Raw genomic sequence first — 23529 nt, 5'->3', positions numbered from 1 at the left:
CAGAGGCTGCCTACGCAACGGGCCTGCAACATCGGCGAACTGCTGCCGCACCACTGGGTGCCAGCTATCTGACCGAACGCTCCGCCTCGGTCAATATGTGTTCCCCGGCTGCTTACGATACTTTGGCGGTTCACGAACGAGCTTTGCTATAGCTGGGCGTGGCTCTCGGGTATTTGACTGTGAGCCCCATCCCAGCATTTCGAAGAGAACTGAAAGGGCTGTTTCAGTTCAACGATCAGTTCCGCGCAGCTTCGAGAGCTTCGCAGATTTGCCGGACCGCCCGCTCGCCGGCATCGGCGTGAATCAGGGGATCCGATTCGCGCAGCAACGGCCGTTGCGCTGTGGCGAGATTCTCTAGCGAGAGACGGACCCGTTTATGACTTGCCCGATTCAGGGCATAGCCTTCGCCGCCTCCCACGGCCTCGACGCGGACGGCGTTCTCGAACTGATCGTAGGCTGACGCTAGAACCAGTTGGCGAACGCCCGCAGCAAGTCCCAGCGCGACGCTTCCGATGCCCCCGTGATGAACAAAGTGCGACGCGTGACGGAGAAGCTGCCGCATCGGCGCGCGCGCCAGGAAAAGGACGTCGTCTCGCTGACCTCCCATGGACGTCGCAGCCGGCGCGGACTTCAGGTGTGCGCCGACGAAGACGCACGGCAACGCGAGGTCGCGGCAAACCGGCAGAACGAGATCCCGAAATCGTTCTTCGGTGCCGGCGGCTGACCCCGGATAGACCACGACCACGCGCGGATGCTGCCGAAGGAAGTCCTTCGTTTGAGGTTCCAGGTTTGCAGATTGTTGAGGCTGGTAGAGCGGAAAGCCCGCCTGAACGACGCCTCTTGCTTTCCATGACGCTGGGACGCCGGCGAAACTCCGGGGATAAAGCGCCACGCCACCGTCGGGGGAGTGAAGCCAGTCTCCAAAGATCGGGCTGCGCAGAGGCGGGGTATTCCAGTGGCGTTGCCATCGCGCCAAGGTGCCGCGACCCAGCGGCTCCAGCTTCCAGTGGTCCAACAGCGACCACAGGGCATGACGAGTCACGGGCGGCACCCAGCGGGGGACGCGCCACGAGCCGAGGAACATCGGGTCCTCGATACTGCGAAGCCCCATCGGTGCGGTGTACCCCGACAGCAATCGGATTTGCTCGGGCCAACGGTCTCGTGCGAATCGGGCCCCGGCGGCGAGCGGCGACGCGAACACGGTGATTCGATCTGGCGCCTCTTGTGCCCACTTCCCCAGCCACTCACAAGTGGGCTCGATCCCTGGGACGGCCAAGTGCCTCCACAGCACCCCGAAGCCGTGAAGAGGGTGCCAAAGCAACGGGTGGTTCAGCGTCCGGGTGTGGGCGGCCTCGTCCACCACAGGGACGAACGGCACGCCTTCTGCCCGAACTTGATCTTCATAGGGCGCCTGCGACAGCAGCCGGACCTCATGGCCCCGGCGCACCAGCTCACGAGCCACGGCGAGGAAGGGATGGAGATCGCCGGCGCTGCCGAGCGTGACCACGGCAAACCTCAACGGCGTGGCCCCCCGAAGCACCGGAAGTCATCGAAGCGAAGCACCGGCGGCTGATGAGCGAACTTCTCCTGCAAGGTCTGCGGACCCGCGCTGAGCAGGAAAAAGTCGTAGGTCCCAGGACGCTCGACGGCCATCAGATACTGGAAATGGCAGCGGTACTTGTCGCGCCGGACCTTGACATAGGTTTCGGGCGAGAAGCACTGCGCAAACCGAGGCGACACCCGCTTCGGGCCGCCGGGACGCCGCTGTGATTCGGGCAGGCCGTCTTCGACCACCTCGGTCGGGTCTACCAGCGCAAAGCAACATCCGTCCGGCGGTGCAGTCACGTCCACCCAGTTCAACCCGAGGTGTGAGCGCAGGACGGCGAGTTCGTCACGAAACCCATGCGCTTCCGGCTGATAGCTCAGCAGAGGGATGCACTCCCCCAGCGTCAACATGGACAGCTTCGAACTCGTGTGGGCCAGACTCGGATCACGCCTCAGCGCACGTGCCACCACGCTCGCGGCCAGCATGGCCCCGGAGCTGTGTCCAATCACCAGGACCTCGTCAACCGACGTCATCCGGCAGACGTCCAACAGTCGCTGCGCGAAGGCGTCCAGCCGCAGCTCCAACGCCGGCATACGGCCCCGAGCCTGTTGGATCACCACGCTGGCGCTGCGCATCAGCCAGGCCATCTGCACCTTGCGCTGGGCGACCGACGCCAAATGCGCCAACGGCCAGGCGAGCGCGAGCGCGGTGATGGCGCCCCACCCGCCGACAGCGCCGATCACTGACGCGGAGAAGAGGGTGATCAACCCGACCAACACCGCGCCTCCCGAGGCGACCAACGCGGCGGGCATGGCGAGCGCAAGAAAGGCGGGCCAGCTGGTTTGCCAGATACGCCACAGCGAGCCGTTCCAGATCAGGCGAGCGGTCGTGGCCAACGTCACCCGAAGCAGGCGCCCCTGTCCCCGCGGCCAATGTGCACGCACGATGTCGTCCCAGCGCAAGAACTCATAGCAGGTCTCCACCGACTCACCGCTGCTCGTCCAATGCACATCCCAGGCTGCGTTGGTGCCGAGCCGATAGCGTTTGCCAACGCTCACCAGATAGCCGCTCGCCCGGGCCTGCTGCGCGGCCTCAGCGGCATACAGCGCGTGATAGTGCGCAGGGCCTTGCGGGTCGAACCCGCTGAGATAGAGCACATGCCGCCGTCGAACCGGGCGTTGCCTGGCCCCGTCGTGCTGCGGCTGAGGCGCGTCCGCATCCATCAGAAGATGGTCTGCTTGTTCAGGCCCTTGGCCAGCACCAGATCGACGACGGGCTGCTCGCGCTTGTTCGCGCGCCGGCAGTGGCCCGGTTGAAACCGGTCGGTGATCCAGATGATGAACCGGGCCCAGCGCCGCTCATCGCGGGCGCGCCACGCATGCGATGAAACCGACTCCCAGGCGTAACCGTTGAACAGCGTGGCGTTCACGAAGTGATCCAGCGCTCGCACACCTGCGCGCCCACGCGCCGTGGGGCCGCCGATGCCAATCAGCACCAGCATCAGATAGCCCGCGATCGCCATGGGCACAATCGCCGTCATCAGCAGAAAGCCCGCCAGCCGTTCCTTCATCGTCTTGCATCACCCTCGCGCCGATACACGCGCAGCCGTATGCCATTTTCGGCGCGAATCGTCAGGCGGCCGACGGGCTCTGGCACATGTCCCGCCACCGGTTCGAAGCGGAACTCGCGTGCCAGCGTGGCCAGAATGAGTGCGGCCTCCTGCTGCGCAAAGGCTGCCCCGATGCACACCCGCGGGCCCATTCCGAATGGCAGATAGGCCCGGCGCAAGGACTCGCGGACGGGCAGCGCCGCATCGTCGCCGGAGGCCGCCTCAGGCGGTACGTCGTAGCGGTCGGGATCGAACTCGTCCGGCCGGGCCCACAGCTCCCGATGGCGTTGGATCAACCAAGGTGAAATCACGACCGAAGCGTGTGCCGGCACCTGCTTGTCGCGCATGGTGCAGGCCCCGGCCGACTCGCGCGCCAGAAAGCCGACCGGGGGAAAAAGTCGCAAGGCCTCACGAAACACATTGCGCGCGAGCGCCAGGTCCTTGATGGCGCTTGGATCATCCCCCGCGGGGTCGAACAGCGTTGCCGCCTCGTCGTGGAGCCTCTCCTGCACGGACGGGCTGTTGGCGAGCAGATGCAGCGCCCACGACAAGGCACTGGCCGAGGTCTCGTGCCCGGCCAGGAACAGCATCGCCACCTGATCGACCAACTCATCGAACGAGAAGCCCTCGCCCGACTGGGCGTCACGCACCTGCAGCAGCGTCGCCAGGATGTCACCTTCAACCGTGGCCTGCCCGGCGCGTGCGGCGTCGAATCGAGGCCGAATCAGCGCCGAGAGCAAAGTACGTATCTCGCTCGCTGCCTTGCGACTCCGCCGAACCTGCCACCAAGGCCGCAGCCAACGCAAACCGAAGAAGGCCGGCATCATCAGCCGAGGCGCCAGCGCCTGGTAGCGCTCGAAGGCTGCAAAGATCTGCTGCGCGCCGCTGCTGTCCAGCGGCTGCGAAAGAATGGTGCGCAAGATGATGTCCGCCGCGACGTGCGTCATCTCGATCTCGACATCGTGCTCGGCCCCTTGGGGCACCTGCCGCAGACGCTCGGCCATCGCCGCCGCCGCCTCGCGCATGCGCCCGAAAACGTGCCGGATCCGCGCGGCCTCGAAAGAGGGATCCATCAGCGCGCGCTGTCGCTGCCACACCTCGCCATTGGTCGTGAAGATGCTGTCACCCAGCAGCGGCCGCAGGGCGTCCCCGAGCATGGCGTGCTTCGGAAACGCCGCCGCCTCTTCCACCATCACCCGCCGGACCAGCGCCGGCTCGTTGATCATGTAGAGGTCGACACCGGGCAGGTGCACCTCGCCCATCTTCATGCGGTAGCTGCGCGCGTACAGGCTGTCGAGCCACGAACGCCGCTTGCTGAAGAACATGCGCCACGCCGACGGGCGCTCGGCTTGCGGCGCCGGGTAGTGGGGACAGAAGCGTTCCGGGGAGCTCATGAAGAATGAGGAGAAGCGGCCGGGGCGGGCGGGTGGCGACCGCGCAGCGTGCCAGGGCCGGCGGTGAAGGCCAGCAGATCGTAGCGGCCCGCGTGGTCCGATGGCTTCAAGTACTGCATGTGAAGGGCCAGCCGATTGCGTTTGAGCGACTGATAGTGACCAGCTGTCAGGATCTTCGGAAACCGCGGCGACAGGCGCTGCAGCCTGGCCCGGCCGGGCCGATGCCACGGGTCGATCTGGCCGCATCCTGCCCAATCGGCCGGTGCGGTGTAGTCCACCCACGTCAGGTCCGGGTGGTCGGTCAGTGCGTCCAACTCGTTACGCAAAATCCGGGCTGTTGCAAAGTAGTAGACGAGTGGCGTGCAGTGCCCGAGCGTCAGCAAGCCCAGCGCCGGGCCCTGTGGGCCGGGCGAAGGTGAGAGAGCGAGTGCCCGCGACAACGCGCTGGCTGCCAGCGTGGCGCCGGTGCTGTGGCCTACCACCAGCACCTCTTGTGCCGGGGCGTTTGTCCGCATCGCCTCGGCCATCATCGATGCCATCGCGTCCACGCGCACATCGAGTGTCGCGACACGGCCCGCGGCTTGGGCGTGCGAGAAGCCATACAAACGCATCAGCCAGTCGGTGCCGGTGCGGTGAGACAGGCGTCGCCAGGTCCACCAGCCCGCGAGGGCCGAGGCCACCCCTACCGCCACGGAACCCACTGGCGTTGGCACCGCGACGATCGCGCACAAGAGCCACGCGGCGACTGCCCAGCAGCCCGCCAGCAGCAACGCCAGGCAAAGCGGGAACACGATGAAGAACCAATTCAGGCGGGATGCCCGCCACGCTCGCCCGAAGAAGCCCTGTCGGGCGCCATCGACATAGAAGTTCCAGTGGTCGCGCCACACGTTGGCGGCGGTCCGCTCCCAATGCGCGCGGACGATGTCATCCCAGCGCAGCAGCGTGTAGCGCGTGCGCAGCGGCGCAGCGCCCGCTTGGGGCCAATGCACTTCCCACTCGTCGGCCCAGTCGTTCAGGCGGCGGCGCTCGCCGACCTGCACCGGGCCATGCTCTGTGCCCTCGGCGCCGGGGGGGCGATGCGCGGCCAGCTCGCGGTAGAGCCGGTGGTAATAGCGCGGGCTTTTCGGGTCGAAGCCCGCAATGAAGAACACGTGCCGGTGCAAAGGCATGGCGCCATTGTCGCGTGGCCGGGTGGCCGGTCAGGGTGACGGGCCGGCCGGCGGAGCCAAGCTCAGCGCCCCGGCATCGTCGCGCAGCAAGCCGTCTCCCACCAACTGGGCCACCAACTCCCGCGCCCAGCTGGTGGGTGCGAGGGTGGCGTCGCTCAGGCGGGCGCAGCGCTGAAAGATGGGCGTCTGCGGCAGCCACGCCTCCAGCTCGGCCCGGTCGCGCCGCGTGTGCTCCAGCATGTGGAACATCACCAGCGCCCGCGCCGCGTGGCGGGCATGGCGCGATGGGGCCCTCTCGAATCCATCCAGCCGTGCCCGGCTTGCCGCCAACGCAGCCTCAACGTCGCCGAACACATCGCCATGACCAGGAATCACGCAGCGGGGCGCGAGGGTCTCGATCAGGTCGAGGGTGCGGCGAGCCGGGCCGAAGCCGTCTTCGCCGGCCAGCTCTGGGAAGATGATCGCCAGGCGGTCTTCCCACAGCGCGTCCCCGGAGATGAGCGTGCGCGTTTCGGGCTCGAACAGCAGTACCGCGTCGGGGTCGTGCCCGGGGGCTGCCGCCACCTGCCACGTGGCATGACCCAGCGGCCACACGCTGCCATGCCCGATGGCAGCGTCCGCCAGGAAACGGGGGCACCACTGGCCGGTGGGGCGGTAGCTCAGTCGCGCTTCGTCCCAAGCCCGCACCGCAGCCAGAGATGGCGCTGGCACATAGGTGCGCACCTGGTAGTGGGCCTGCAGAGCCCCATTGCCGCCGCAATGATCGGAGTGCAGGTGCGTGTTGACGATGCGTTCCAGCGGCGCGCCAGCCAGCGCCTGATCGACGAGCGCGAGCGTCATGTCGGCGTGCCGGGCGTAGCCGGTGTCGACGATGGTGGCGGGGGTCGATCCCGCCGCCGCGAAGACGATGTTGTTGGCCGAGAGCCAGTCGCGCTGGAGAACCTGGGCGCCCAGCTGGCGCAGGATGGCTGCGTGCGCGTGGCTCATCCGTGCGCGCTGCGCAGCTCTCGCCGCAACACCTTGCCCACCGGCGACTTGGGCAGCTCGTCGCGAAACTCGATGATCTTGGGCCGTTTGTAGGCGGTGAAGTTCTTTTGACACCACGACGCCACATCGTCTTCCGTGAGCGTCGCATCCTTCTTCACCACATACAGCTTCACGGCTTCGCCCGAGCGCGCATCGGGGATGCCGATCGCGGCACATTCCAGCACGCCCGGGTGCAGGCTCACCACCTGTTCGATCTCGGTGGGGTACACGTTGAAGCCGGACACCAGGATCATGTCCTTCTTGCGGTCCACGATGCGCACATAGCCGCGCTCGTCCATGATGCCCACGTCACCGGTCTTGAAGTAGCCGTCCGGGCCGATCGCCTTCGCCGTCTCCTCTGGCCGGTTCCAGTAGCCGGCCATCACCTGAGGGCCTCGGATGCAGATCTCGCCGGGCGTGCCATAGGGCAGATCGTGGCCGTCGTCGTCACGGATCGCGAGATCGGTCGACGGGATCGGCATGCCGATGGTGCCGCTGAACTCGGCCACATCCAGGCGATTGCTCGTGGCCACCGGTGACGTTTCGGACAGCCCATAGCCCTCGACCACCGGACAGCCGGTGATCTTGAGCCACTTCTCGGCGGTGGCCTGCTGCACGGCCATGCCGCCGCTGTTGGTGACCACCAGTTCAGAGAAATCCAGCCGAGCGAAATCCGGGTGGTTCGCCAGCGCATTCAGCAGCGTGTTCACCGCCGGGAACATGTTGATGCGATGCTCGCTCAGCGTGTGGATCAGGCCCGGGATGTCGCGCGGATTCGGCACCAGAACATTCATGATGCCCAGACGGGCGCCCATCAGGTAGCAGATGGTCAGCGCGAAGATGTGGTACAGCGGCAGGGCGCACACGCCCGTGAGCGGCTTGTCCCCCAGCTTCTCCAGCATCGGTCCGAACCAGGCTTCCGACTGCAGGATGTTCGCGACCACATTGCGGTGCAGCAGCGTGGCCCCCTTGGAGACGCCGGTCGTGCCGCCGGTGTACTGCAGGAAGGCGACATCGTCGGGCCGGATCGTCACCGGCTTGAGCTTGAGCCGCGAGCCCTCGGCGATGGCCATGTTGAAGCGGGTGACGGTACGACCTTCGCCGAGCGGCAGGCTGTACTCGGGCACCATCTTCTTCAAGTGCCTCACGGCGAAATTGATGAACTGCCCCTTCCAGAACCCCAGCAGATCACCCATGGATGCCAGCACCACATGGCTCACCTGCGTGTCGGTGATGGCCTCCTCCAGTGTGTGGGCGAAGTTCTCCAGCACGATGATGGCTCGAGCCCCGCTGTCCTTGAGCTGGTGGGCCAGCTCGCGGGCGGTGTAGAGCGGGTTCACATTCACGACCACACCGCCTGCGCGCAGGATGGCGCCGATGGCCACCATGTACTGCGGCAGGTTGGGCATCATCACCGCGACGCGGTCGCCGTGCTGCAGCCCCTGATGTTGCAGCCAGGCGGCCAGGGTGTACGACAGTTCATCCACCTCGCGGAAACGCAGCCGACTGCCCATGCAGCAAGCCGCATCCCGGCTGGCGTACCGGCGCCAGGCGTCCTCGAGCAACTCGACCACCGAGTTGTAGCGTGAGACGTCGACTTTCGCCGGAACCCCCGCGGGGTACTGGGCCAGCCAAGGACGGCGGACGGCGGTAGGGGCGGGTGAGGTGGCCTGGGCAGAGTCGGTCACAGTGGGTCCAGTGGTCAGTTCCGATCGGGGCGCTTCATGCTGCTGGCGGCCAGGCTGCGCGGCTACGGTAGTTGTCCCAACGCCGGCGGCTCGCTTGTCGCCGGGGTGACAACCGCCGTGTCAAACAGTGCTCGAATCAGCTCCAGTTCTCGCCGCTCGATCAACGCCATGAACTCGGTCGACCCCTGCATGGCGCTGAAGGTGTCGAAGCCACGCTCCAAAAACGTCTGAAGCGACGCCAGTCCGGCCGCTCGAGCCGGGCCTCGCATCAATTTGAGGCTGTGTCGCAGCAGGCGATTGCGGGTGTAGCGGTCGAGTTGCCCGCCCAGCGCCATCACCAGGTCGACTTGCCGCTGGCGGTCTGATGGGCGCCCGACCGCCTGCCAGGCGCGCCGATACGCCAGCGCATCAACGCCTGGCGAGTCCAGCTGCTTCGCCATCGCGCTGTCCAACGATTCGGACAAGGCATGCAGTTCGGCGAGCGAATCCACCGTGGCGACCACTTCGTGCGGAAACAGCCGCACCAGAGCAGGCACGATGCGGGCGAACTGGGCGTCGCGTTCCGCGAAGTCGTGAGGGCCATACAGGTCGTCCAGAAAGAATCGGGCCGCCGCGGCATACCTCGGGTGGGCGAGAAGGTCGGCATGTGTGCGCGAAAAGCGCTCACGCTGGTAGGCCTTCACCGCCGTCACCCGCGCCGACAGATCGGCATCGGCGTTGCGGGCGGCGCGTTCGGCTTCCACCTGTTGCAGATGGGTCAGGATGCTGGCGGCCAAGGCCTGGCTGGCGGGGTTGACCATAGAGCGCAAGCCTATCCCAGGCGCGCCGGGCCGCGGCTGAGGCGGGTCAACGGCCGCCTGGAGGTGCGGCTCTAATCCTCGCCGGCATCGCCCCGGTGGCAGGGTGTGACACTTGCGGGATGTCTTTTCGCAGGCACCACTGACCATGCTCGCTCGATTGCAACAGATGCTGGTTCTCGGCTGGCTGGCGGCGCTCGTGGCTGCGGCGGTGCTGCCGTGGCGGGCGGGTTGCCCGGGATGGTCGGTCGTTGCCGTGCTGCTGGTGGTGTGCGCGCATGCCTTCTGGCTGTTGGTGACCTTTGCGCTCATGCACTGGCACAACCGACACGACCCGGCGCCGCGTGCCTCCTGGGCGCTTTGGTGGCGCGCCTGGTGGGGCGAGGTGCGGTGCGCACCGCAGGTGTTCGGCTGGCGCCAGCCTTTTGCCTCGCAGGCGGAGCCGGACTTCATCCCGGTCGATGCCCGAGGGCGGGCCGGCGTGGTGCTGGTGCACGGCTTCGTGTGCAACCGCGGCCTGTGGACGCCCTGGCTGACCCGGCTGCGGCAAGCGGGTGTGCCATTCGTAGCGGTGAACCTTGAGCCGGTCTTCGGCTCGATCGACGACTACCCGCCGTTGATCGAGGCGGCGGTGGCGCGGGTCGAGGCGGCGACGGGCGAACGGCCGGTGCTCGTGGCGCACAGCATGGGCGGTCTGGCGGCGCGGGCCTGGATGGATCGCTACGCCGCAGACGATCGCGTTCGACGCGTGATCACGGTGGGCTCGCCTCACCATGGCACCTGGCTGGCCAAGTTGTCGCAACTGGGGCAGAACACCCGCGAGATGAGGCCCGGCAGTGCCTGGCTGCAAGCACTGGCCGCCCGCGAGCCGGCTTCACGCCGCGAACGGTTCTTCTGCCTCTACGGCCATGGCGACAACATCGTCTTCCCGGCCTCGAATGCGCTGCTGGCTGGTGCCGGGAAGCTGCACGTCGAGGGGACGGCGCACATCGACATGATCAATCACCCCGCCGCCATCGCCGCGCTGTGGCAGGCCCTGGGTCGGGCGGGGCCGGCTGACGGTTTCTGAGCCGGGGCCGCTGCGGCCCCACAGTCCCGACGCGGCCAGCCACAGTGGTGACAGGGCCAACCACAGCAAGGCGCGGCCATCGGCGGTCTGACCTTGTAGCAGCCCCAGCAACCAGGTGGATTGCGCCAGGCCCCACGCCAGCCACATCACTGCGCGCGGAAGGCGCAGCGACCAGGCCGGGTGGGCGCGCCCGAGCTGCCGCAGCGTGAGGTGCCCGCCGATGAACGCGGCGGTGGCCAACACACAGCCGCTGGCCCAGGTGCCCAGCCAGGGGCGAAGTGGCAGCGTGGGGTCGAACGCGGGCAACGACAACAGCCCCACACCCACGGCCACGGAAAGGGCCAGGAACAGCGCCAAAGCGTAGCGACGAGACATGTCTGGAGTCATTGCCGGCCTGCGGTGTGAAGGAGTCTTGCGACGGGAGACCGGCAGTGTCATCGCCGAAAGGTGCCGTTGCCATCACCCCCTTGGGGGATCAATCGAGGCGCCGGGTACGGCCGGTCGACCGTGCTCAGCCGTCGATCTCGTGCAGCAGCGCGAGCGTTGGCTCCAGGCCCAGGTTCAACAGTTGCGCGATGTCGCGCACGTCGTCCGGAACGGCGGGGTTGGACCATGCTTGAGAGGTGTGCCGGGCCAGCCGTATCGCCAGCATGACATTGCGAACCTGCGTCGCGCCTTCTTGGCGATCGTCGGTGATGCGCACCAGCAGTTCCGGCAGGCGCCACGCGAGCATCAGCGCATGCTGGATGTCGGTGAGCGGCACCCCCAGCAGCGTGCGCTGCACCGACAGGCTTCGCAGCGTCGGGTCCGCCTTCTGGCGCGCCGAGATCTCGAGTGCCAATTGCGGCGCATGCAGCCACAGCAGCATCTCGGTGAAATCGTGCAGCAGCGCGGCTTCATAAATGACCGGCGCGTCGTGGTCAAAACGATGGACGGCGAAGCTCAGCGCAAAACGGGCGGCGCGATGGGCGCGGTCGATCACCTTGCGTAACCCCTGCATCGCATCGGGCTGCTCGCGAAGGTGCTCCTCGACGGTGGGCTGTGGGCCGAATGCGCGGAAGAACGGGGTGATGCCAATCAGCACCAGCGCCTCGGTCGCAGTTTCGACATCGGTCTGTCGCCGCGCGCTCTGCTTCATGCCCGAGGTGTAGGCCAGCAGCTTCAGTGTCATCAGCGGGTCCGCCGAGATGATCTCGGCCAACATGCGCGCATCGACCGCGTCCTCGTTTTCGCGCAACTCTTCCAGCGCGCCTGCGGTGGTGGCCAGGACCGGGATCTCGGCTTGCTGGAAGAAGCGCACCCATCCCTCCTGGTCTTGAGGGAAGTCGCGGGTCGTCAACAGCGAAGCGTCAGGGGCATTCATGGGCCAGGATCCGAGCCTGCAGGGACATCCTGAGGGGCTCCGGTTCTCGGCATATCGGCCGCGCCGCAGCGAAGTTGAGGAAGAAGGCGGCCCTCGCAGTGAGGGCCGCCTTCTGGCGCCTGACCGATCAGGTGGCGCGTCTGTGGCTCATCAAAGCCACATCACAAGCGCGACACGTCGATGCGGCCAACGTATTCGCCGTTGATGAACAACGCGCCTTCCGGTGCGCCGGCCTCTGCGCTGAACTCGACTTCAGGCAAGGGGCTGGCTTCGGCGGCCCGGGCGGCGGGCGATGCAAGTTGGCGCGCCATCCAGGCGAGCCAGACGCCGGCGCGGCGCAAGTGACGCGCCGCAAGGCGGCGTGCCGGGTGTGCGGCCTCGGCGGGGCGCCAGGGCGCGGAACCATGGGCGACATGGGGAACGTAGAGCGGGCGATGCATGGCGGGGGCTCCAGAGCGGGGCTCCGCCAATCGGGCAGAGCCGGGTACGGGATGTATTCAGGGACTGTGTCGGTCGTGGTCGGCGAGCTTCAGCTCTCGGCGTAGCTCGTTGCGACCTCGCTGGCGATGCGCCTTGTCCTGGCTGTCATGACGGCCGGCCAGGCGCAGTCGCGCCGGGGCGACCAGTGGATTGCGGGGCTTGGCGGAGGTGATGGTCACTTTCATGAAGGGCTCCTGGGGGTGATCGGTTGGGTCGAGGGGGCTGGGGTGGCTCAGGCGCCGTCGTGCAGATCGGCGCATTCACGGGTCTCGGCGCGGGGCTCTGTCAGGCCGCCTGCCGGCAACCCCACTTCTGCCGAGACCGCCTCGGCGTTCGGCGTGTGGCGAGCGGCCCGCAGGTCGGCCATCAGGGCTCGGCACAGCACCCAGGCGTGCCAGGCGCTGTGGGCCACCTGCGAAACAAGCATCGTGTTGTGCATGGGTCTTCTCTCTCTTCTTATGTCTTGTGTCTCCGCGTGCACCGCCTGAACGGGGCTGGTGGGTGCGCGAAGGGTGGCGCGGCCCCTCGCCGCGGCGAGGGTGGGCCAATGCAAACGGCCCGGGTGGTGAACCGACCCGGGCCGTGCGTCTGAAGCGACCGCTGAAGGCGGGCTTCAGCGCAAGCGTTGACGTCGGTGGGTCGACAAGGTGGTGACTCCTGCCACACCTGCCGGCACGAAGGCGGCTTGGGCGGCGGAAATCGCGCGCGGGTTCAGCAGCATCAGCATGGTCGTCCTGGTGGGTGGCAGGGCCGGCCTGGAAGGCCGGGGCGGTGGGCTGGGGTGTGTCGGTGAGGCTCGCCTCGTGCGAGGCGGCCACCGTGTTTCCCTGAGCTGGGTCAAATGATAAACGATTGATTATCTTGCGCAAGCACTTTTTATCACCAGATATCCACCTTTGTGTGGATGCGGCGACACGGGCGGGGCGTCGACACGAGAATCGTGGTGGCCCGCAGGTCGCGGTGTCTTGCCCACAAGAGCAAGAGGCGAACGGTGGAACCGGTGCCGACGGCTGGGAGAACAGCCGAACAGCAGGGCGCCGCCCGATGTCGGCACCGACATCAAAGGGCGGCGGGCGGCAGCCGGGCGCGGCTGCGACCGGCTCAGCGCTTTTTCAGAGGTGCGACGCCGGATTGGCTCTTCAGCCAAAGCGCGTGCATGTCATCGGGCGCCGGGGCGGCGGGCGATGGCTTGGGCGGCCGGAAAACGCCCGGCGCCAATGGGGCCGGCGGCGTGCGCGGTGCCGGCGGTGCAGCCTGAGGCGGCTGCATTGCAGGCCCGGCCGCGGTGCCAGGCATCAGCACTTCGCCGAGCAGGTCCAGCAGCCGAGTGCGGGCGCGTTGCGGGTGGCGGCGGTAGTAGGTGAGCACCAGGCCGACGATGAAGCGCTCGTCGTCGTCCTGGGGCAACGGTGAGTCAGAAGGCGCCTCGGGCGAAGCTGCGCCCAGCGCCGCCCGGCCACCGCCTTGCGGCTGGTCCATCCAGCCGTAGGGCTTCTGGCAGCACTGCTCGAACTGGCGCGCGAGCCGCTCGCCGATCTGGCGCGAACGGCCTTTGATCTGGCTCCAGTAGCTGGGTTGAATCTGCAGGCGTTCGGCGAATCGCCGTTCCAGTCCGCGCAAGGTCGCGGCATCGGCGTGTTTGACGGTGCTGCGAACGAACTCGTCAAACAACAGCAACGCGTTGTCCAGCCGGATCGCCGCCACGTCGCGGGAGAAATCCATGGCCTCAATGATAAAGCCGCGTTGCCTTTCTGCTGGCCGCATTGCCGTTGACTTTGTCGTCAGTGCGGCTACCGTGAAAGGCCTGACGTCGTCATGCAGCGCCCTCAACCCGCTGCCGCCTGCCATGAGCCCACGATCTCTCGCCTCACACCCCGCCGTTTGGTGTCTGTCTGCCTTGTGCGCCTGGCCAGCGGCGAACGCGGCCGAGCGCGCCATCGAGCGTGAAGTGGTGGTGGCGGCCTCGCTGGATGAGGCCTGGGCCGCCTGGACGACCCGCGAAGGCATCACCAGCTTCTTTTCGCCGGGCGCCGAGATCGAGCCCCGCGTCGGGGGCGCGTTCCACATCCACATGGATCCCTCCGCGCCGGCCGGCGAGAAGGGCGCAGACGACATGCGCTACATGGCGATCCAGCCGAAGAAGATGATCTCGTTCGACTGGAACGCACCGCCCAGCCTGCCCGAGGCGCGTGCGCAGCGCACATTCGTGGTCGTGCGCTTCGAGCCGGTTGGCGAGAAGCAGACCCGCGTTCGGCTGTACCACACGGGCTGGGGTGATGGCGGGCAGTGGGACCAGGCCTACACCTACTTCGACAAGGTGTGGCCGCGGGTGCTCGACAACCTGCGCAAGCGCTTCGAGGCCGGGCCGATGGACTGGGCACCGTGGCTGGCGCAACTCAAGGCGATGAAAGACAAGGCGGCTGCCGAAGCAGCCGCCAGCGCACCCCGCCCCTGACGGGGTGGGGTCGACCTCAGTCGTCGGTCACGGCCACCTTGTGCTGGCTGGTCAGCTGCGATTGCACATGGGGTGGCACCGCCTCGTAGTGCGACAGCTGCAGCGTGTACCGGCCCTGGCCACTGGTGAGGGCGTTGAGCCGGTTCTGGTAGCCGGTCAACTCTGCCAACGGCGCCTGCGCGCGAATCAGCATCAAGCCGGCCATCTGCGCGTCGGTGCCGGCCACTTGGGCCCTGCGTGACGACAGGTCGCCGGTGATGTCGCCCGTCGACACTTCGGGTGCGGTGATCTCCACGTGGACGATCGGCTCCAGCACGATCGGGCGGGCCTCGAGAATGGCATTGATCACCGCCTTGCGGCCAGCGGTGACAAAGGCGATTTCCTTGCTGTCGACGCTGTGGCTCTTGCCATCGTGCACGGTCACCTTGATGTCCACCACCGAGTAGCCGGCGATCACGCCCGCCGCCAGGGCCTCGCGCACGCCCTTTTCGACGGCGGGGATGAACGTGGTGGGAATGGTGCCGCCCTTGACCTCGTCGACGAACTGGAAGCCCGCGCCGCGCGGCAAGGGCTCGACGCGCAGGAATACCTCGCCGAATTGCCCGGCTCCGCCCGTCTGCTTCTTGTGCCGATGGTGGCCCTCGGCCTTGCCGGTGATGGTTTCGCGGTAGGCCACGCGCGGCGGGCGGGTGCTGACCTCGAACTTGTACACGTCGCGCAGCCGATCGAGCAGGATGCGAAGGTGCAGATCGCCCAGGCCGTTGACGATGGTCTCGTTGGTGGCGGCGACGTGCTCGACCTTCAGGCACGGGTCTTCGTCGACGAGCTTTTGCAGGATCTCCCACATGCGCTGTTCATCGCCGTGCCGCTTGGGCTCGATCGCCAGCCCGTGCACGGGCACCGGGAACTGCAGCGGAGCCAGGTGGATGTGGTCGTCTTCGGCCGCATCGTGCAGCACCGCATCGAAGTGCAGCGCATCCACCTTGGCCACGGCGCAGATGTCGCCAGGCAGTGCCTTCTGCACCTCGACGTGATCCTTGCCCTGCAGCATGAACAGGTGGCCCACCTTGAAGGGTTTGCGGCCATCGCCCACGTACAGCAGGCTGTTGGGGGTCACCGTGCCTTGGTGGATGCGAAACACGCCCATCTTGCCGACGTAGGGGTCGACAGTGACCTTGAAGACCTGGGCCAGCACGTGCATCGACGGATCGGGCACCGCCTGCATGGGCACCGCCTCGGCGCCCTCGCCGCGGAGGAAGTCCGGCGGATTGCCTTCGGCGGGATTCGGCAGCAGGCGCGCGATGACGTCGAGCAGCTCGCGCACGCCGGCGCCTGAGCGCGCGGAGACGAAACATACCGGGATCAGGTGCCCTTGTCGCAGCGCCTCTTCGAGCGGGGCGTGCAACTCGCTCACCTCGACATCGCCGTCGTTGAGGTAGCGCTCGACGAATTCGGCGTCGACCTCGACGACCTGTTCCACCAGCGCACGGTGCGCGGCCTCGACCGATGAGAAGTCGGCCGAGCCGTCGCGGTTGTAGAAGCAATCCACCACCTGCGCGGCGCCGGCCGAGGGCAGGTTCAGCGGCAGGCACTCTTTGCCGAAGGTGGCTTGGATCTGCTCGAGAACGCCCTGCAAATCCACCCCTGGGGCGTCGATCTTGTTGACGATGATCATGCGGTCCAGGTGCCGCGCGGCCGCGTGCTGCATCATGCGCACCGCCATGGGCTCGATGCCTGCGGCCGCATTGATGACGATGGCGGCCGTCTCCACCGCTTCCAGTGCCGGCAGCGATTGGCCGATGAAGTCGGGTGCCCCCGGGGTGTCGATCAGGTGGATGCGGGTGTCGGCGTGAGACAGGTGCATCACCGAGGAGTTCAACGAGTGCTGCAGCCGTCGCTCCAACGGGTCGTGGTCACTGACGGTGGTGCCGCGTTCCAGGCTGCCGGGGGCGCCGATCATTCCGGCCTTGGCCAGCAGTGCCTCGGCCAGCGAGGTTTTGCCAGAGGCGGCGGGGCCGACCAGCGCCAGCGTCCGGATGCCGGCGATGGCGGGATGGACGGTGGCGCCTGAGCCGGCAAGGCTACCGGCGGCCGAGGCCCCGGCCGCCGGAAGTTCTGGGCTTGACATGGTGGCTCTCCTCGTGAGTCGACAACGGGCCGCTCCCGAGGCGACTCACCCCCCTCGCGAAGGCGGAGGCTGCTGGCATGCAGCCGCCTGGGGCCGTCAGTCACCCAATGCGGCACGAAACGCCGCAATCAGGCGGGCCGTCCAGTGAACCCAGCCTACGCCTGCCCGGTGCCGGGCGCAAGCGACCGAACACCAACCCTTGCGAGAAAGCAAAACGCCCGGGCGGGCCGGGCGTCGGGGTGGCTGAACGGGAGAGGCGGCTACTGGAATGCCACCTCGGCGAACCCGCGCAGCTTGCGGCTGTGCAACTGGCCCACGCTCGATTCGCGTAGAAGCTCAAGTGCGCGCACGCCGATGCGCAGGTGCTGGTCGACCCGCTCGCGGTAGAAGTGGTTCGCCATGCCCGGCAGTTTGATCTCGCCGTGCAGCGGCTTGTCACTGACGCACAGCAAGGTGCCGTAGGGGACCCGGAAGCGGAAGCCATTGGCGGCGATCGTCGCCGACTCCATGTCCAGAGCAATCGCCCGGCTCTGGCTGAAGCGGCGCTCGGGGCCCGGGTGCGGCAACAGCTCCCAGTTGCGGTTGTCGGTGGTGGCCACGGTGCCGGTGCGCATGATCTTCTTCAGCTCGTAGCCTGACAGCTGGGTGACCTCCGCCACCGCGTGCTCCAGCGCCAACTGAACCTCGGCCAGCGGCGGGATGGGCACCCACAGCGGCAGCTCCTCGTCGAGCACGTGGTCTTCGCGAACGTAGCCGTGGGCGAGCACGTAGTCGCCCAACTGCTGGGTGTTGCGCAGGCCGGCGCAGTGGCCCAGCATGATCCACGCGTGCGGCCGCAACACGGCGATGTGGTCGGTGATGTTCTTGGCGTTCGCGGGGCCGACGCCGATGTTCACCATGGTGATGCCACCGTGCCCTTCACGCACGAGGTGGTAGGCCGGCATCTGCGGCAGCCGCGGCGGCGCGTGCCCCGTGGCGGCTTGGGGCAGGCCGACCCGTGGCGTGACCACGTTGCCCGGCTCGACGAAAGCCAGGTACTCGCTGTTCGGGTCGCCCATCCACAGGTGGCCCAGGCGGATGAACTCGTCGATGTAGAACTGGTAGTTCGTGAACAGCACGAAGTTCTGGAAATGCTCGGGCCCGGTGCCGGTGTAGTGCCGCATGCGGTGAAGCGAGTAGTCCACCCGCGGTGCGGTGAACAGCGCCAGCGGGTGTGGCTCGCGGGGGGCGGGCTCGTAGAGGCCGTTGGCGATGCCATCGTCCATGGCCGCCAGGTCGGGCAGGTCGAACAGATCGCGCAGGCGCATGCGGCGCTCGGGCGTGATCGTCCCTTCGAGGTGATCGGCCTCGGCGAGCGAGAAGTGCACCGGGATGGGCTGGGTGCCCAGCCCAATGTCCAGCGAGACGCCGTGGTTGCGCAGCAGCAGCCGGAACTGCTCGCGGTAGTAGTCGGCGAAGAGCTCCGGGCGGGTCAGGGTGGTTTCGTAGGTGCCGGGACCGGCGACGAAGCCGAAGCTCAATCGGGTGTCGGCTCGGGCCACCGTATCGGTTTGCACCCGTACGCTGGGGTACCAGGCGCGGACGCGGCCATTGGGCTCGTGCCCGGCCACATAGGCCTGCAGGTGGTGGCGCAGGTGTTGCACCTGGCTCTGGTACAGCGAGGCCACCTGGGCCAAGGCTGCGTCGGGGTCGTCGAAGGTCTGGCGGGGAGTGAATGGGGCTTCGGTCATGCTCCATTCTGCCGTCACCGGCGGGCGTTTCCAGAGAGCGGCGGTTGGGGCCGAAATGGACTGGTGCTCAAGGGTAAATTCGCGTAAAGCCCGGCGGGGCTTGTCGCCGCCTGTCGCATCCTTGCGTTGTCAAGACTGAGGGCGGCGCGTTGCCGCCGCATCGCCTTTCTCAGGAGCACACCTTGAACCGACACACCTGGGCCTGCCTGGCCACCGCTTTGACCCTGATCTCGCCGCTGGCCGCTCGTGCCCAGGCGCCCGCCGAGCCCGCGCCCGCCGCCCCCACCACCACGCCGGCACCGGCGGCAGCGCCTGCGCCTGCTGCGGCACCGGCGGCCGGCGAGAAGCCGCAACGGATGCCGCGCGACAAGTTTGCCGAGCTGGACACCAACCACGATGGCGTCGTGAGCCGCGAAGAGGCTGCCGCAGCGCCGCAGTTGGCCGCCCGCTTCGAGGAGATCGATGCGGACCACGATGGCAAGGTCACGCCCGCCGAAATCAAGACCCATGCGAAGGGCCATCGCATGAACAGCAAAGCCGGCGGGGCGTTCGAGAAGATGGACAGCAACGGCGACGGCGTGATCACCCGCGACGAGGTGGCGGCGAATCCGAAGTTGGCCCGTCGCTTCGAGGCGGCCGACGCCGACCGCGATGGTCGGGTGACCGCCGAGGAAGCCAAGGCCACCCGAGGCAAGTGATGTGAAGCCGGGCTGACGGGGGTTGACGGCCGGGTGGGCTGGCGGCCCCATCCGGCACGCCTGCCCCCTGCGCGGGGCCCGTCGCGGCCTCGCTCGCTGCTTGCCGAGACCCGAGGCCGGGCATTGGCCGCATTTCCCCCCACTTTTATGGGGCTGGGAGGGCCGATTGCAGGCCTATGATGCAGTCACCATGATCTCGATGCAGGGTGTCCCGTCGGTCCTGATCGCCAAGAACCAATCCTGGGTTCGCAAGCAGGCGCAGGCGTTGGTGCGCCATCTGCCCGCCAACGTCGAGCGCGCCGACCTGATCCAGGTGGGCCTGATCGCGGTGGCCCAGGCGGCCGTCAGCTTCGAGTGGGAAGGCGATCGAGACAGCCCCGAGGCCCAGGAGGCCTTCGTCCGCTATGCGCGCATGCGGGTGAAGGGCGCGATGCTCGACGAGCTGCGCCAGATGGACTACCTCAGCCGCGGCGAACGCCGCAAGATCAAGGTCATCCAGATCGCGCGCGAGCGCCATCGCCAGCAGCACGGGGCTGAGCCCAATTATTCGCAGCTGTCGGCGGCGACCGGCATCCCCGCCGATGAGATTGGCTCTTTGATGCAGGCCGATCAGATGGGGCGCCACCAGGTCAACCTGGATGCCGACGAGAACGAGGACGGCGGCGACCATGGCCACCGTTTCCACCCGGCCACCCCGCAAGAAGAGGTGGAAGCGCGCGTCGACACCGGCATCGTGATGCGCCGGCTCGAGAGTTTCTTCGCCGAGCTGCCCGAACGAGAGCGGATGGTGATCGACGCTTACCTGGGGATTGGGCTGACCCCGCTCGAGGTGGCCAAGTCGCTCAAAGTCACCCCGTCACGGGTGTCGCAGATCTATCACTCGGTGGTTCGCCGGGTGGCGGTGCATTTCGGCAATGTGCCGAGCCGCGCCACCGACCGTTACCCCGACAAGTCGTCGGAAGAGTTTGCCAAGCTGATGCGTCAGCGCGAGGAAGAGCTGCACCGGTCTCCGAAGGACGCCTGGGACGAGATGATGGAGCAAGTGCTCACCCAGCGCGGCCGAAAGACACCGCCCAGCGGCACGGGCGAGGACGACGACTTCATCGAGATCACCCCGACGACGCGCTGGGGCTGAGGGCCTCGGCTGGCTCGTCGCTCTCCTCGGCGCAAACCCGATCGCGCCCCGCCGACTTGGCGGCATACAGCGCACGGTCGACCCGGGCCATCAGGCTGTCGACGGTGTCATGGCTGCGGCATTCGGCCACGCCCAGGCTGATCGTCACCCCCAGGCCCGGCTCCCAGTCGGCCGTGGCCACCGCGCGCCGGATCCGTTCGGCCAACTCGCAGCTCGCCTCCAGGCCGGTGGCGGGCACCATCACCAGGAACTCTTCGCCGCCCCAGCGGGCGAGCCGGTCGGAGGTGCGAAGCTGCGACCGCAGCAGTGACGACAGCTTCATCAGCACCCGATCTCCGGTGGCGTGGCCGCGGCGATCGTTGATGTGCTTGAAATGGTCGGCATCGAGGAGGATCACCGACATGGGCTGCGTGCCGCGCAGCACCAGGGCGTGGTTGGCGGCGAGGTGATCGGCCATCGCGCGGCGGTTCAGCAGCCCGGTCAGCGGGTCGGTAGCGGCCATCTGCCGCATCACTTCGACGGTCGCCTGGCTGCGGGTGTAGCTGGCCTTGAGCTGGGAGATCGCCAGCAGCACGATCACATAGACGATCTGCGCGATGGCCAGGTTGCTCATCATCGGCCGCACGTAGTCGGGCCAGGGGGGTGGTTCGCCCCAGGTGAGGTTCCAAAGCACGGTGCCGTAGGTCGCCAGGTACAGCGCCGCTGAAGACAGCAGGGCAGCCCGCAGGTTCAGGAACACGAATGCCGTGCCATAGCCGAGCGGCAGCCAGAACAAGGTGGTGACCAACTGGTAGGGCTGGAATGGCGAGGCGAACAAGGCCTGGTTCAGGGCAATCACGAGATAGCCCTTCAGTGCCAGCACCGCCATCACCCGCGCCCACTCGGCACGGTGCGGCCACCAGGTCAGCAGCGCCGCGCAGCCACCCTGGATCACCATCAGCGCGGGATAGGCCCAGCGGTCCCAAGGGGAGAGGTCGCCGTTCCACCACTCCATCGACCAGATGATGGCGATGGCGGTGCAACCGGCCACCTGCAGCGCCAGCAGCATCCGGTTTTCACGCTCGACCTGGGTTCTCGTGGTGTGCGTCTGGGGCATCTTCCGCGCCTTCAGGGCCCGGCCCGCCGGTGCCGGCGGGCCTCAGCCATGGCGTTGACGGATTCTGTGCGGGGGCTGGGGCCGAGCGCTGTTCGGGATGCCCCGCAAATGGGGGCCAGACCGGGCTTTTTCGGCGTAGGGGGCGGCCAAGTCGCCACGTCTGGGTCAGAGCAACTGGGCGCCGTCGATCCGCTTGAGGGTCTTGCCGTAGCTGCTGAGGTCACCGTCGAGCGTGCAGATCATCAGGTGCAGCGGCCACTCCTGGTGGGCGAGCCGGTTCACGATGTTTGCTTGGCGGCTGCGGCGTTTGGCCCACCAGGTCAGCTCCACGCCCAGCACGTAGGTGTCGACGGAAGGATCCGAGGGGAGTTCGCGCCGCACCAGGTAGGCGGCGGCGATGCCGTCGCGATTGACACCGTCCAGCACCTGCCGGACCTGGGCCAGCACTTGCGGATCCAGGCCGTGCGGTCGCACGGGATGCTGCGTGTTCAGCCGTGCGATTTCGGCCTGGCGCTGGTGTTCAAAGGCATCGCGCTGGCGCCAGCGGTCGCCGTAGGCCTCGGCGCGGGTCTTGTCGCCTCGCTGCTGCCAGAAGCTGAAAGCCCGCTCGCAGGCCGGCTTGATGGCGTCGGCGTCGAGCGCCATCGCCCGTTCCAGCAGGGGCAGGCCGGACTCATCGTCCTTCTCGAGCCTCAGGACGCCCTCCAGGTACAGCCCGCCGGGGTGGTCCGGGTGGCTGGCATTGAAGGCGGCGAGGGTGTCGCGCCAGTCGGTGTCGGGCTCCAGGTGCGACTGCAGCCGCAGCATCTCGAATTCTTCGCTGCCGCTGCGCTCGGGCAGAGCCCGAAGTGCCGACAGCCGGCCGCGCTGGTTCTGGACCTCTTCGTGGCGCTGCCGCCAAGGTTCCGTCACTCGGTCTGCCCAGGCCGCCTGGAAGTGCTGGTGCAGCGCGGGCAGTTGAGCCCCGAGCCAGGCTTGCGCGGCCGATGGCCCTTGGCGCGGGCGTGGGGGCTGGTCCATCGCAGTCGACTGCCCTGGCAGTGCCGCCAGCCGTGCCGCGAGGGCGGGGTGGGTGTCGGCCAGGTTGGTTTCTCGGGCCAGCGCTTGGCCGAGCCAGCGTTGCACCTGCTCTGGCGCCGGCTCGCCGCTGGCCTCGTGGGCCCAACGCTCCGCGAGGTTGCGCGGTGGCTGCGGCACATCACGGATCTGTTCGAGCGTCTGGTTGAGGAATCGGTCGTAGCGGGGGGCGGCCACATTCACCCGCTTGAGGGCATCCGCCGCTGCCTGGGCGCCGACCAGATCGACCGAGGCGCGATCCGCCTGGTATTCGTTGGCCCGGGCCAGCACGAAGGTGTAGGCGTTGAAGTACGGTGCATACCAGCCGATGAGCTTGTTCAGCCCTTTGCCGGCGAAACCTTGCCACTGCTCGGCGTGGTGCTGGATCGTGCCCCAGCTCAGGCGCAGCCGGTAGATGAACGCGCCGAAGCGGCTGTGAGAGCCGGCCAGGTGCCCATACTCATGCGCCACCACGGCCATGGCCTCATCTGGCGACATGCTGTCCAGCAGTGGCAGGCCCAGCAGCAGGTAATTGCGAGGAAAGCCGATCAGGCCGAACAGCGGGCGCTGCACCACGGCGGCGTTGACCTCGTCGACCAGCAGCACATGGTGAACCTTGGGGCCCTTGAGTCGCTGCCGCATGTGATCGACCGCGGCGAACAGCGCCGGTGCCTGGGCCCGGGTCAGTTCCAACCCTTGCGGCGGAGGCAGTCGCACGAACATCGCCTTCAGCGAGTTCTTGACCAGGTACCACAGCGGGATGGCGAGCAGGACCAGCAGCTTGCCGAGCTTGAACAGCAGCAGCAGGGCCTTGCCGCCCGTCAGCAAGGTGGCCAGCGCGATGCCGACCAACAGCAGCAGGCCCAGCCCCGCCGCCCCCAGCACGATCGCCAGTATGAAGAAGCCCAGTACCGCCAAGGCGGCCACCTTCAGGGCGTAACTGCGTGGATGCTCGGTGCTCTCGCGCTCGAGCCGGCCCACCATCTGGGCAAATCGTTCTGCGTCCATGATCCCCCCTCGCGCACCTTCACTGGCGCTGTCTTGGGGCGAGATTGTCGTGGCTCGCTGCGTCGTCGTGAACCGTGAAAGC

At 67.5% G+C, this 23529-nt stretch carries 21 protein-coding genes; 4 read left to right on the top strand and 17 right to left on the bottom strand.

The window, feature by feature from the left end:
- Positions 1 to 235: 235 nt before the first annotated feature.
- From AACH06_RS14680 to AACH06_RS14645, 8 genes are all read right to left on the bottom strand, one after another.
- Positions 236 to 1507: a glycosyltransferase gene (locus AACH06_RS14680; protein ID WP_341426481.1), complete on the bottom strand. Its 1272-nt coding sequence runs from the start codon at positions 1505 to 1507 to the stop codon at positions 236 to 238.
- A gap of 8 nt (positions 1508 to 1515) precedes the next feature.
- Positions 1516 to 2769: a hypothetical protein gene (locus AACH06_RS14675; RefSeq protein ID WP_341426480.1), complete on the bottom strand. Its 1254-nt coding sequence runs from the start codon at positions 2767 to 2769 to the stop codon at positions 1516 to 1518.
- On the bottom strand, positions 2769 to 3116 hold the full coding sequence (locus AACH06_RS14670) for a hypothetical protein (protein WP_341426479.1): 348 nt from the start codon (positions 3114 to 3116) through the stop codon (positions 2769 to 2771). The genes AACH06_RS14675 and AACH06_RS14670 overlap by 1 nt, the downstream gene beginning before the upstream one ends.
- The gene (locus tag AACH06_RS14665) at positions 3113 to 4549 is read right to left on the bottom strand and encodes a cytochrome P450 (protein ID WP_341426478.1); all 1437 of its coding nucleotides are present in this window, start codon (positions 4547 to 4549) and stop codon (positions 3113 to 3115) included. The genes AACH06_RS14670 and AACH06_RS14665 overlap by 4 nt, the downstream gene beginning before the upstream one ends.
- Positions 4546 to 5718, bottom strand: coding sequence for a hypothetical protein (locus tag AACH06_RS14660; protein ID WP_341426477.1), 1173 nt, complete (start codon positions 5716 to 5718; stop codon positions 4546 to 4548). Before AACH06_RS14660 ends, AACH06_RS14665 begins: the two co-directional genes overlap by 4 nt.
- Positions 5719 to 5748: 30 nt before the next feature.
- Positions 5749 to 6705, bottom strand: a complete 957-nt coding sequence (locus AACH06_RS14655; protein ID WP_341426476.1) for an MBL fold metallo-hydrolase — start codon at positions 6703 to 6705, stop codon at positions 5749 to 5751.
- Positions 6702 to 8432, bottom strand: coding sequence for a long-chain-fatty-acid--CoA ligase (locus AACH06_RS14650; protein WP_341426475.1), 1731 nt, complete (start codon positions 8430 to 8432; stop codon positions 6702 to 6704). The genes AACH06_RS14655 and AACH06_RS14650 overlap by 4 nt, the downstream gene beginning before the upstream one ends.
- Positions 8433 to 8494: 62 nt before the next feature.
- Positions 8495 to 9232, bottom strand: coding sequence for a DUF8198 family protein (locus tag AACH06_RS14645; protein ID WP_341426474.1), 738 nt, complete (start codon positions 9230 to 9232; stop codon positions 8495 to 8497).
- Between the two features lie 145 nt (positions 9233 to 9377).
- Here AACH06_RS14645 and AACH06_RS14640 point away from each other — a divergent pair, with 145 nt between their 5' ends.
- A complete protein-coding gene (locus AACH06_RS14640; RefSeq protein WP_341426473.1) occupies positions 9378 to 10298 on the top strand; it encodes an esterase/lipase family protein in 921 nt (306 codons plus the stop codon).
- A 511-nt stretch (positions 10299 to 10809) separates the two neighbouring features.
- Here AACH06_RS14640 and AACH06_RS14635 read toward each other — a convergent pair.
- From AACH06_RS14635 to AACH06_RS14615, 5 genes are all read right to left on the bottom strand, one after another.
- Positions 10810 to 11661 carry an HDOD domain-containing protein gene (locus AACH06_RS14635; RefSeq protein WP_341426472.1) on the bottom strand — a complete coding sequence of 284 codons (852 nt, stop codon included), beginning with the start codon at positions 11659 to 11661 and terminating at the stop codon, positions 10810 to 10812.
- Between the two features lie 161 nt (positions 11662 to 11822).
- Positions 11823 to 12101, bottom strand: a complete 279-nt coding sequence (locus tag AACH06_RS14630) for a hypothetical protein (RefSeq protein WP_341426471.1) — start codon at positions 12099 to 12101, stop codon at positions 11823 to 11825.
- A gap of 57 nt (positions 12102 to 12158) precedes the next feature.
- Positions 12159 to 12326 (bottom strand): hypothetical protein, encoded by a 168-nt coding sequence (locus AACH06_RS14625; protein WP_341426470.1) that lies wholly within the window; start codon positions 12324 to 12326, stop codon positions 12159 to 12161.
- Between the two features lie 47 nt (positions 12327 to 12373).
- Positions 12374 to 12580 (bottom strand): hypothetical protein, encoded by a 207-nt coding sequence (locus AACH06_RS14620; RefSeq protein WP_341426469.1) that lies wholly within the window; start codon positions 12578 to 12580, stop codon positions 12374 to 12376.
- Positions 12581 to 13242: 662 nt separating this feature from the next.
- Positions 13243 to 13863, bottom strand: a complete 621-nt coding sequence (locus AACH06_RS14615; protein ID WP_341426468.1) for a hypothetical protein — start codon at positions 13861 to 13863, stop codon at positions 13243 to 13245.
- Positions 13864 to 13987: 124 nt separating this feature from the next.
- Between AACH06_RS14615 and AACH06_RS14610 the strand changes: the two genes are divergently transcribed.
- Positions 13988 to 14596, top strand: a complete 609-nt coding sequence (locus AACH06_RS14610; RefSeq protein WP_341426467.1) for an SRPBCC family protein — start codon at positions 13988 to 13990, stop codon at positions 14594 to 14596.
- Between the two features lie 16 nt (positions 14597 to 14612).
- On the opposite strand, the gene fusA is transcribed toward AACH06_RS14610, so the two are convergent.
- The gene (gene fusA / locus AACH06_RS14605) at positions 14613 to 16724 is read right to left on the bottom strand and encodes an elongation factor G (RefSeq protein ID WP_341426466.1); all 2112 of its coding nucleotides are present in this window, start codon (positions 16722 to 16724) and stop codon (positions 14613 to 14615) included.
- Between the two features lie 260 nt (positions 16725 to 16984).
- Positions 16985 to 18454 (bottom strand): AMP nucleosidase, encoded by a 1470-nt coding sequence (locus tag AACH06_RS14600; protein ID WP_341426465.1) that lies wholly within the window; start codon positions 18452 to 18454, stop codon positions 16985 to 16987.
- 182 nt (positions 18455 to 18636) lie between these two features.
- Here AACH06_RS14600 and AACH06_RS14595 point away from each other — a divergent pair, with 182 nt between their 5' ends.
- Positions 18637 to 19152, top strand: a complete 516-nt coding sequence (locus AACH06_RS14595; protein WP_341426464.1) for an EF-hand domain-containing protein — start codon at positions 18637 to 18639, stop codon at positions 19150 to 19152.
- A 190-nt stretch (positions 19153 to 19342) separates the two neighbouring features.
- Complete coding sequence (locus AACH06_RS14590; RefSeq protein WP_341426463.1) at positions 19343 to 20287, top strand: sigma-70 family RNA polymerase sigma factor; 945 nt, start codon at positions 19343 to 19345, stop codon at positions 20285 to 20287.
- Here the strand turns inward: AACH06_RS14590 and AACH06_RS14585 are convergent.
- The gene (locus tag AACH06_RS14585) at positions 20262 to 21383 is read right to left on the bottom strand and encodes a GGDEF domain-containing protein (RefSeq protein WP_341426462.1); all 1122 of its coding nucleotides are present in this window, start codon (positions 21381 to 21383) and stop codon (positions 20262 to 20264) included. The two genes, AACH06_RS14590 and AACH06_RS14585, sit on opposite strands and share 26 nt — an antisense overlap.
- Positions 21384 to 21548: 165 nt before the next feature.
- Positions 21549 to 23447 carry a M48 family metallopeptidase gene (locus AACH06_RS14580; protein ID WP_341426461.1) on the bottom strand — a complete coding sequence of 633 codons (1899 nt, stop codon included), beginning with the start codon at positions 23445 to 23447 and terminating at the stop codon, positions 21549 to 21551.
- Positions 23448 to 23529: the final 82 nt, after the last annotated feature.

The sequence above is a fragment of the Ideonella lacteola genome, assembly GCF_038066555.1.
In the GTDB taxonomy this organism is placed as follows: domain Bacteria; phylum Pseudomonadota; class Gammaproteobacteria; order Burkholderiales; family Burkholderiaceae_C; genus Ideonella; species Ideonella lacteola.
The sequence above is the reverse complement of the archived record's forward strand: the minus strand, read 5'-3'. Positions and strand labels throughout refer to the sequence as shown.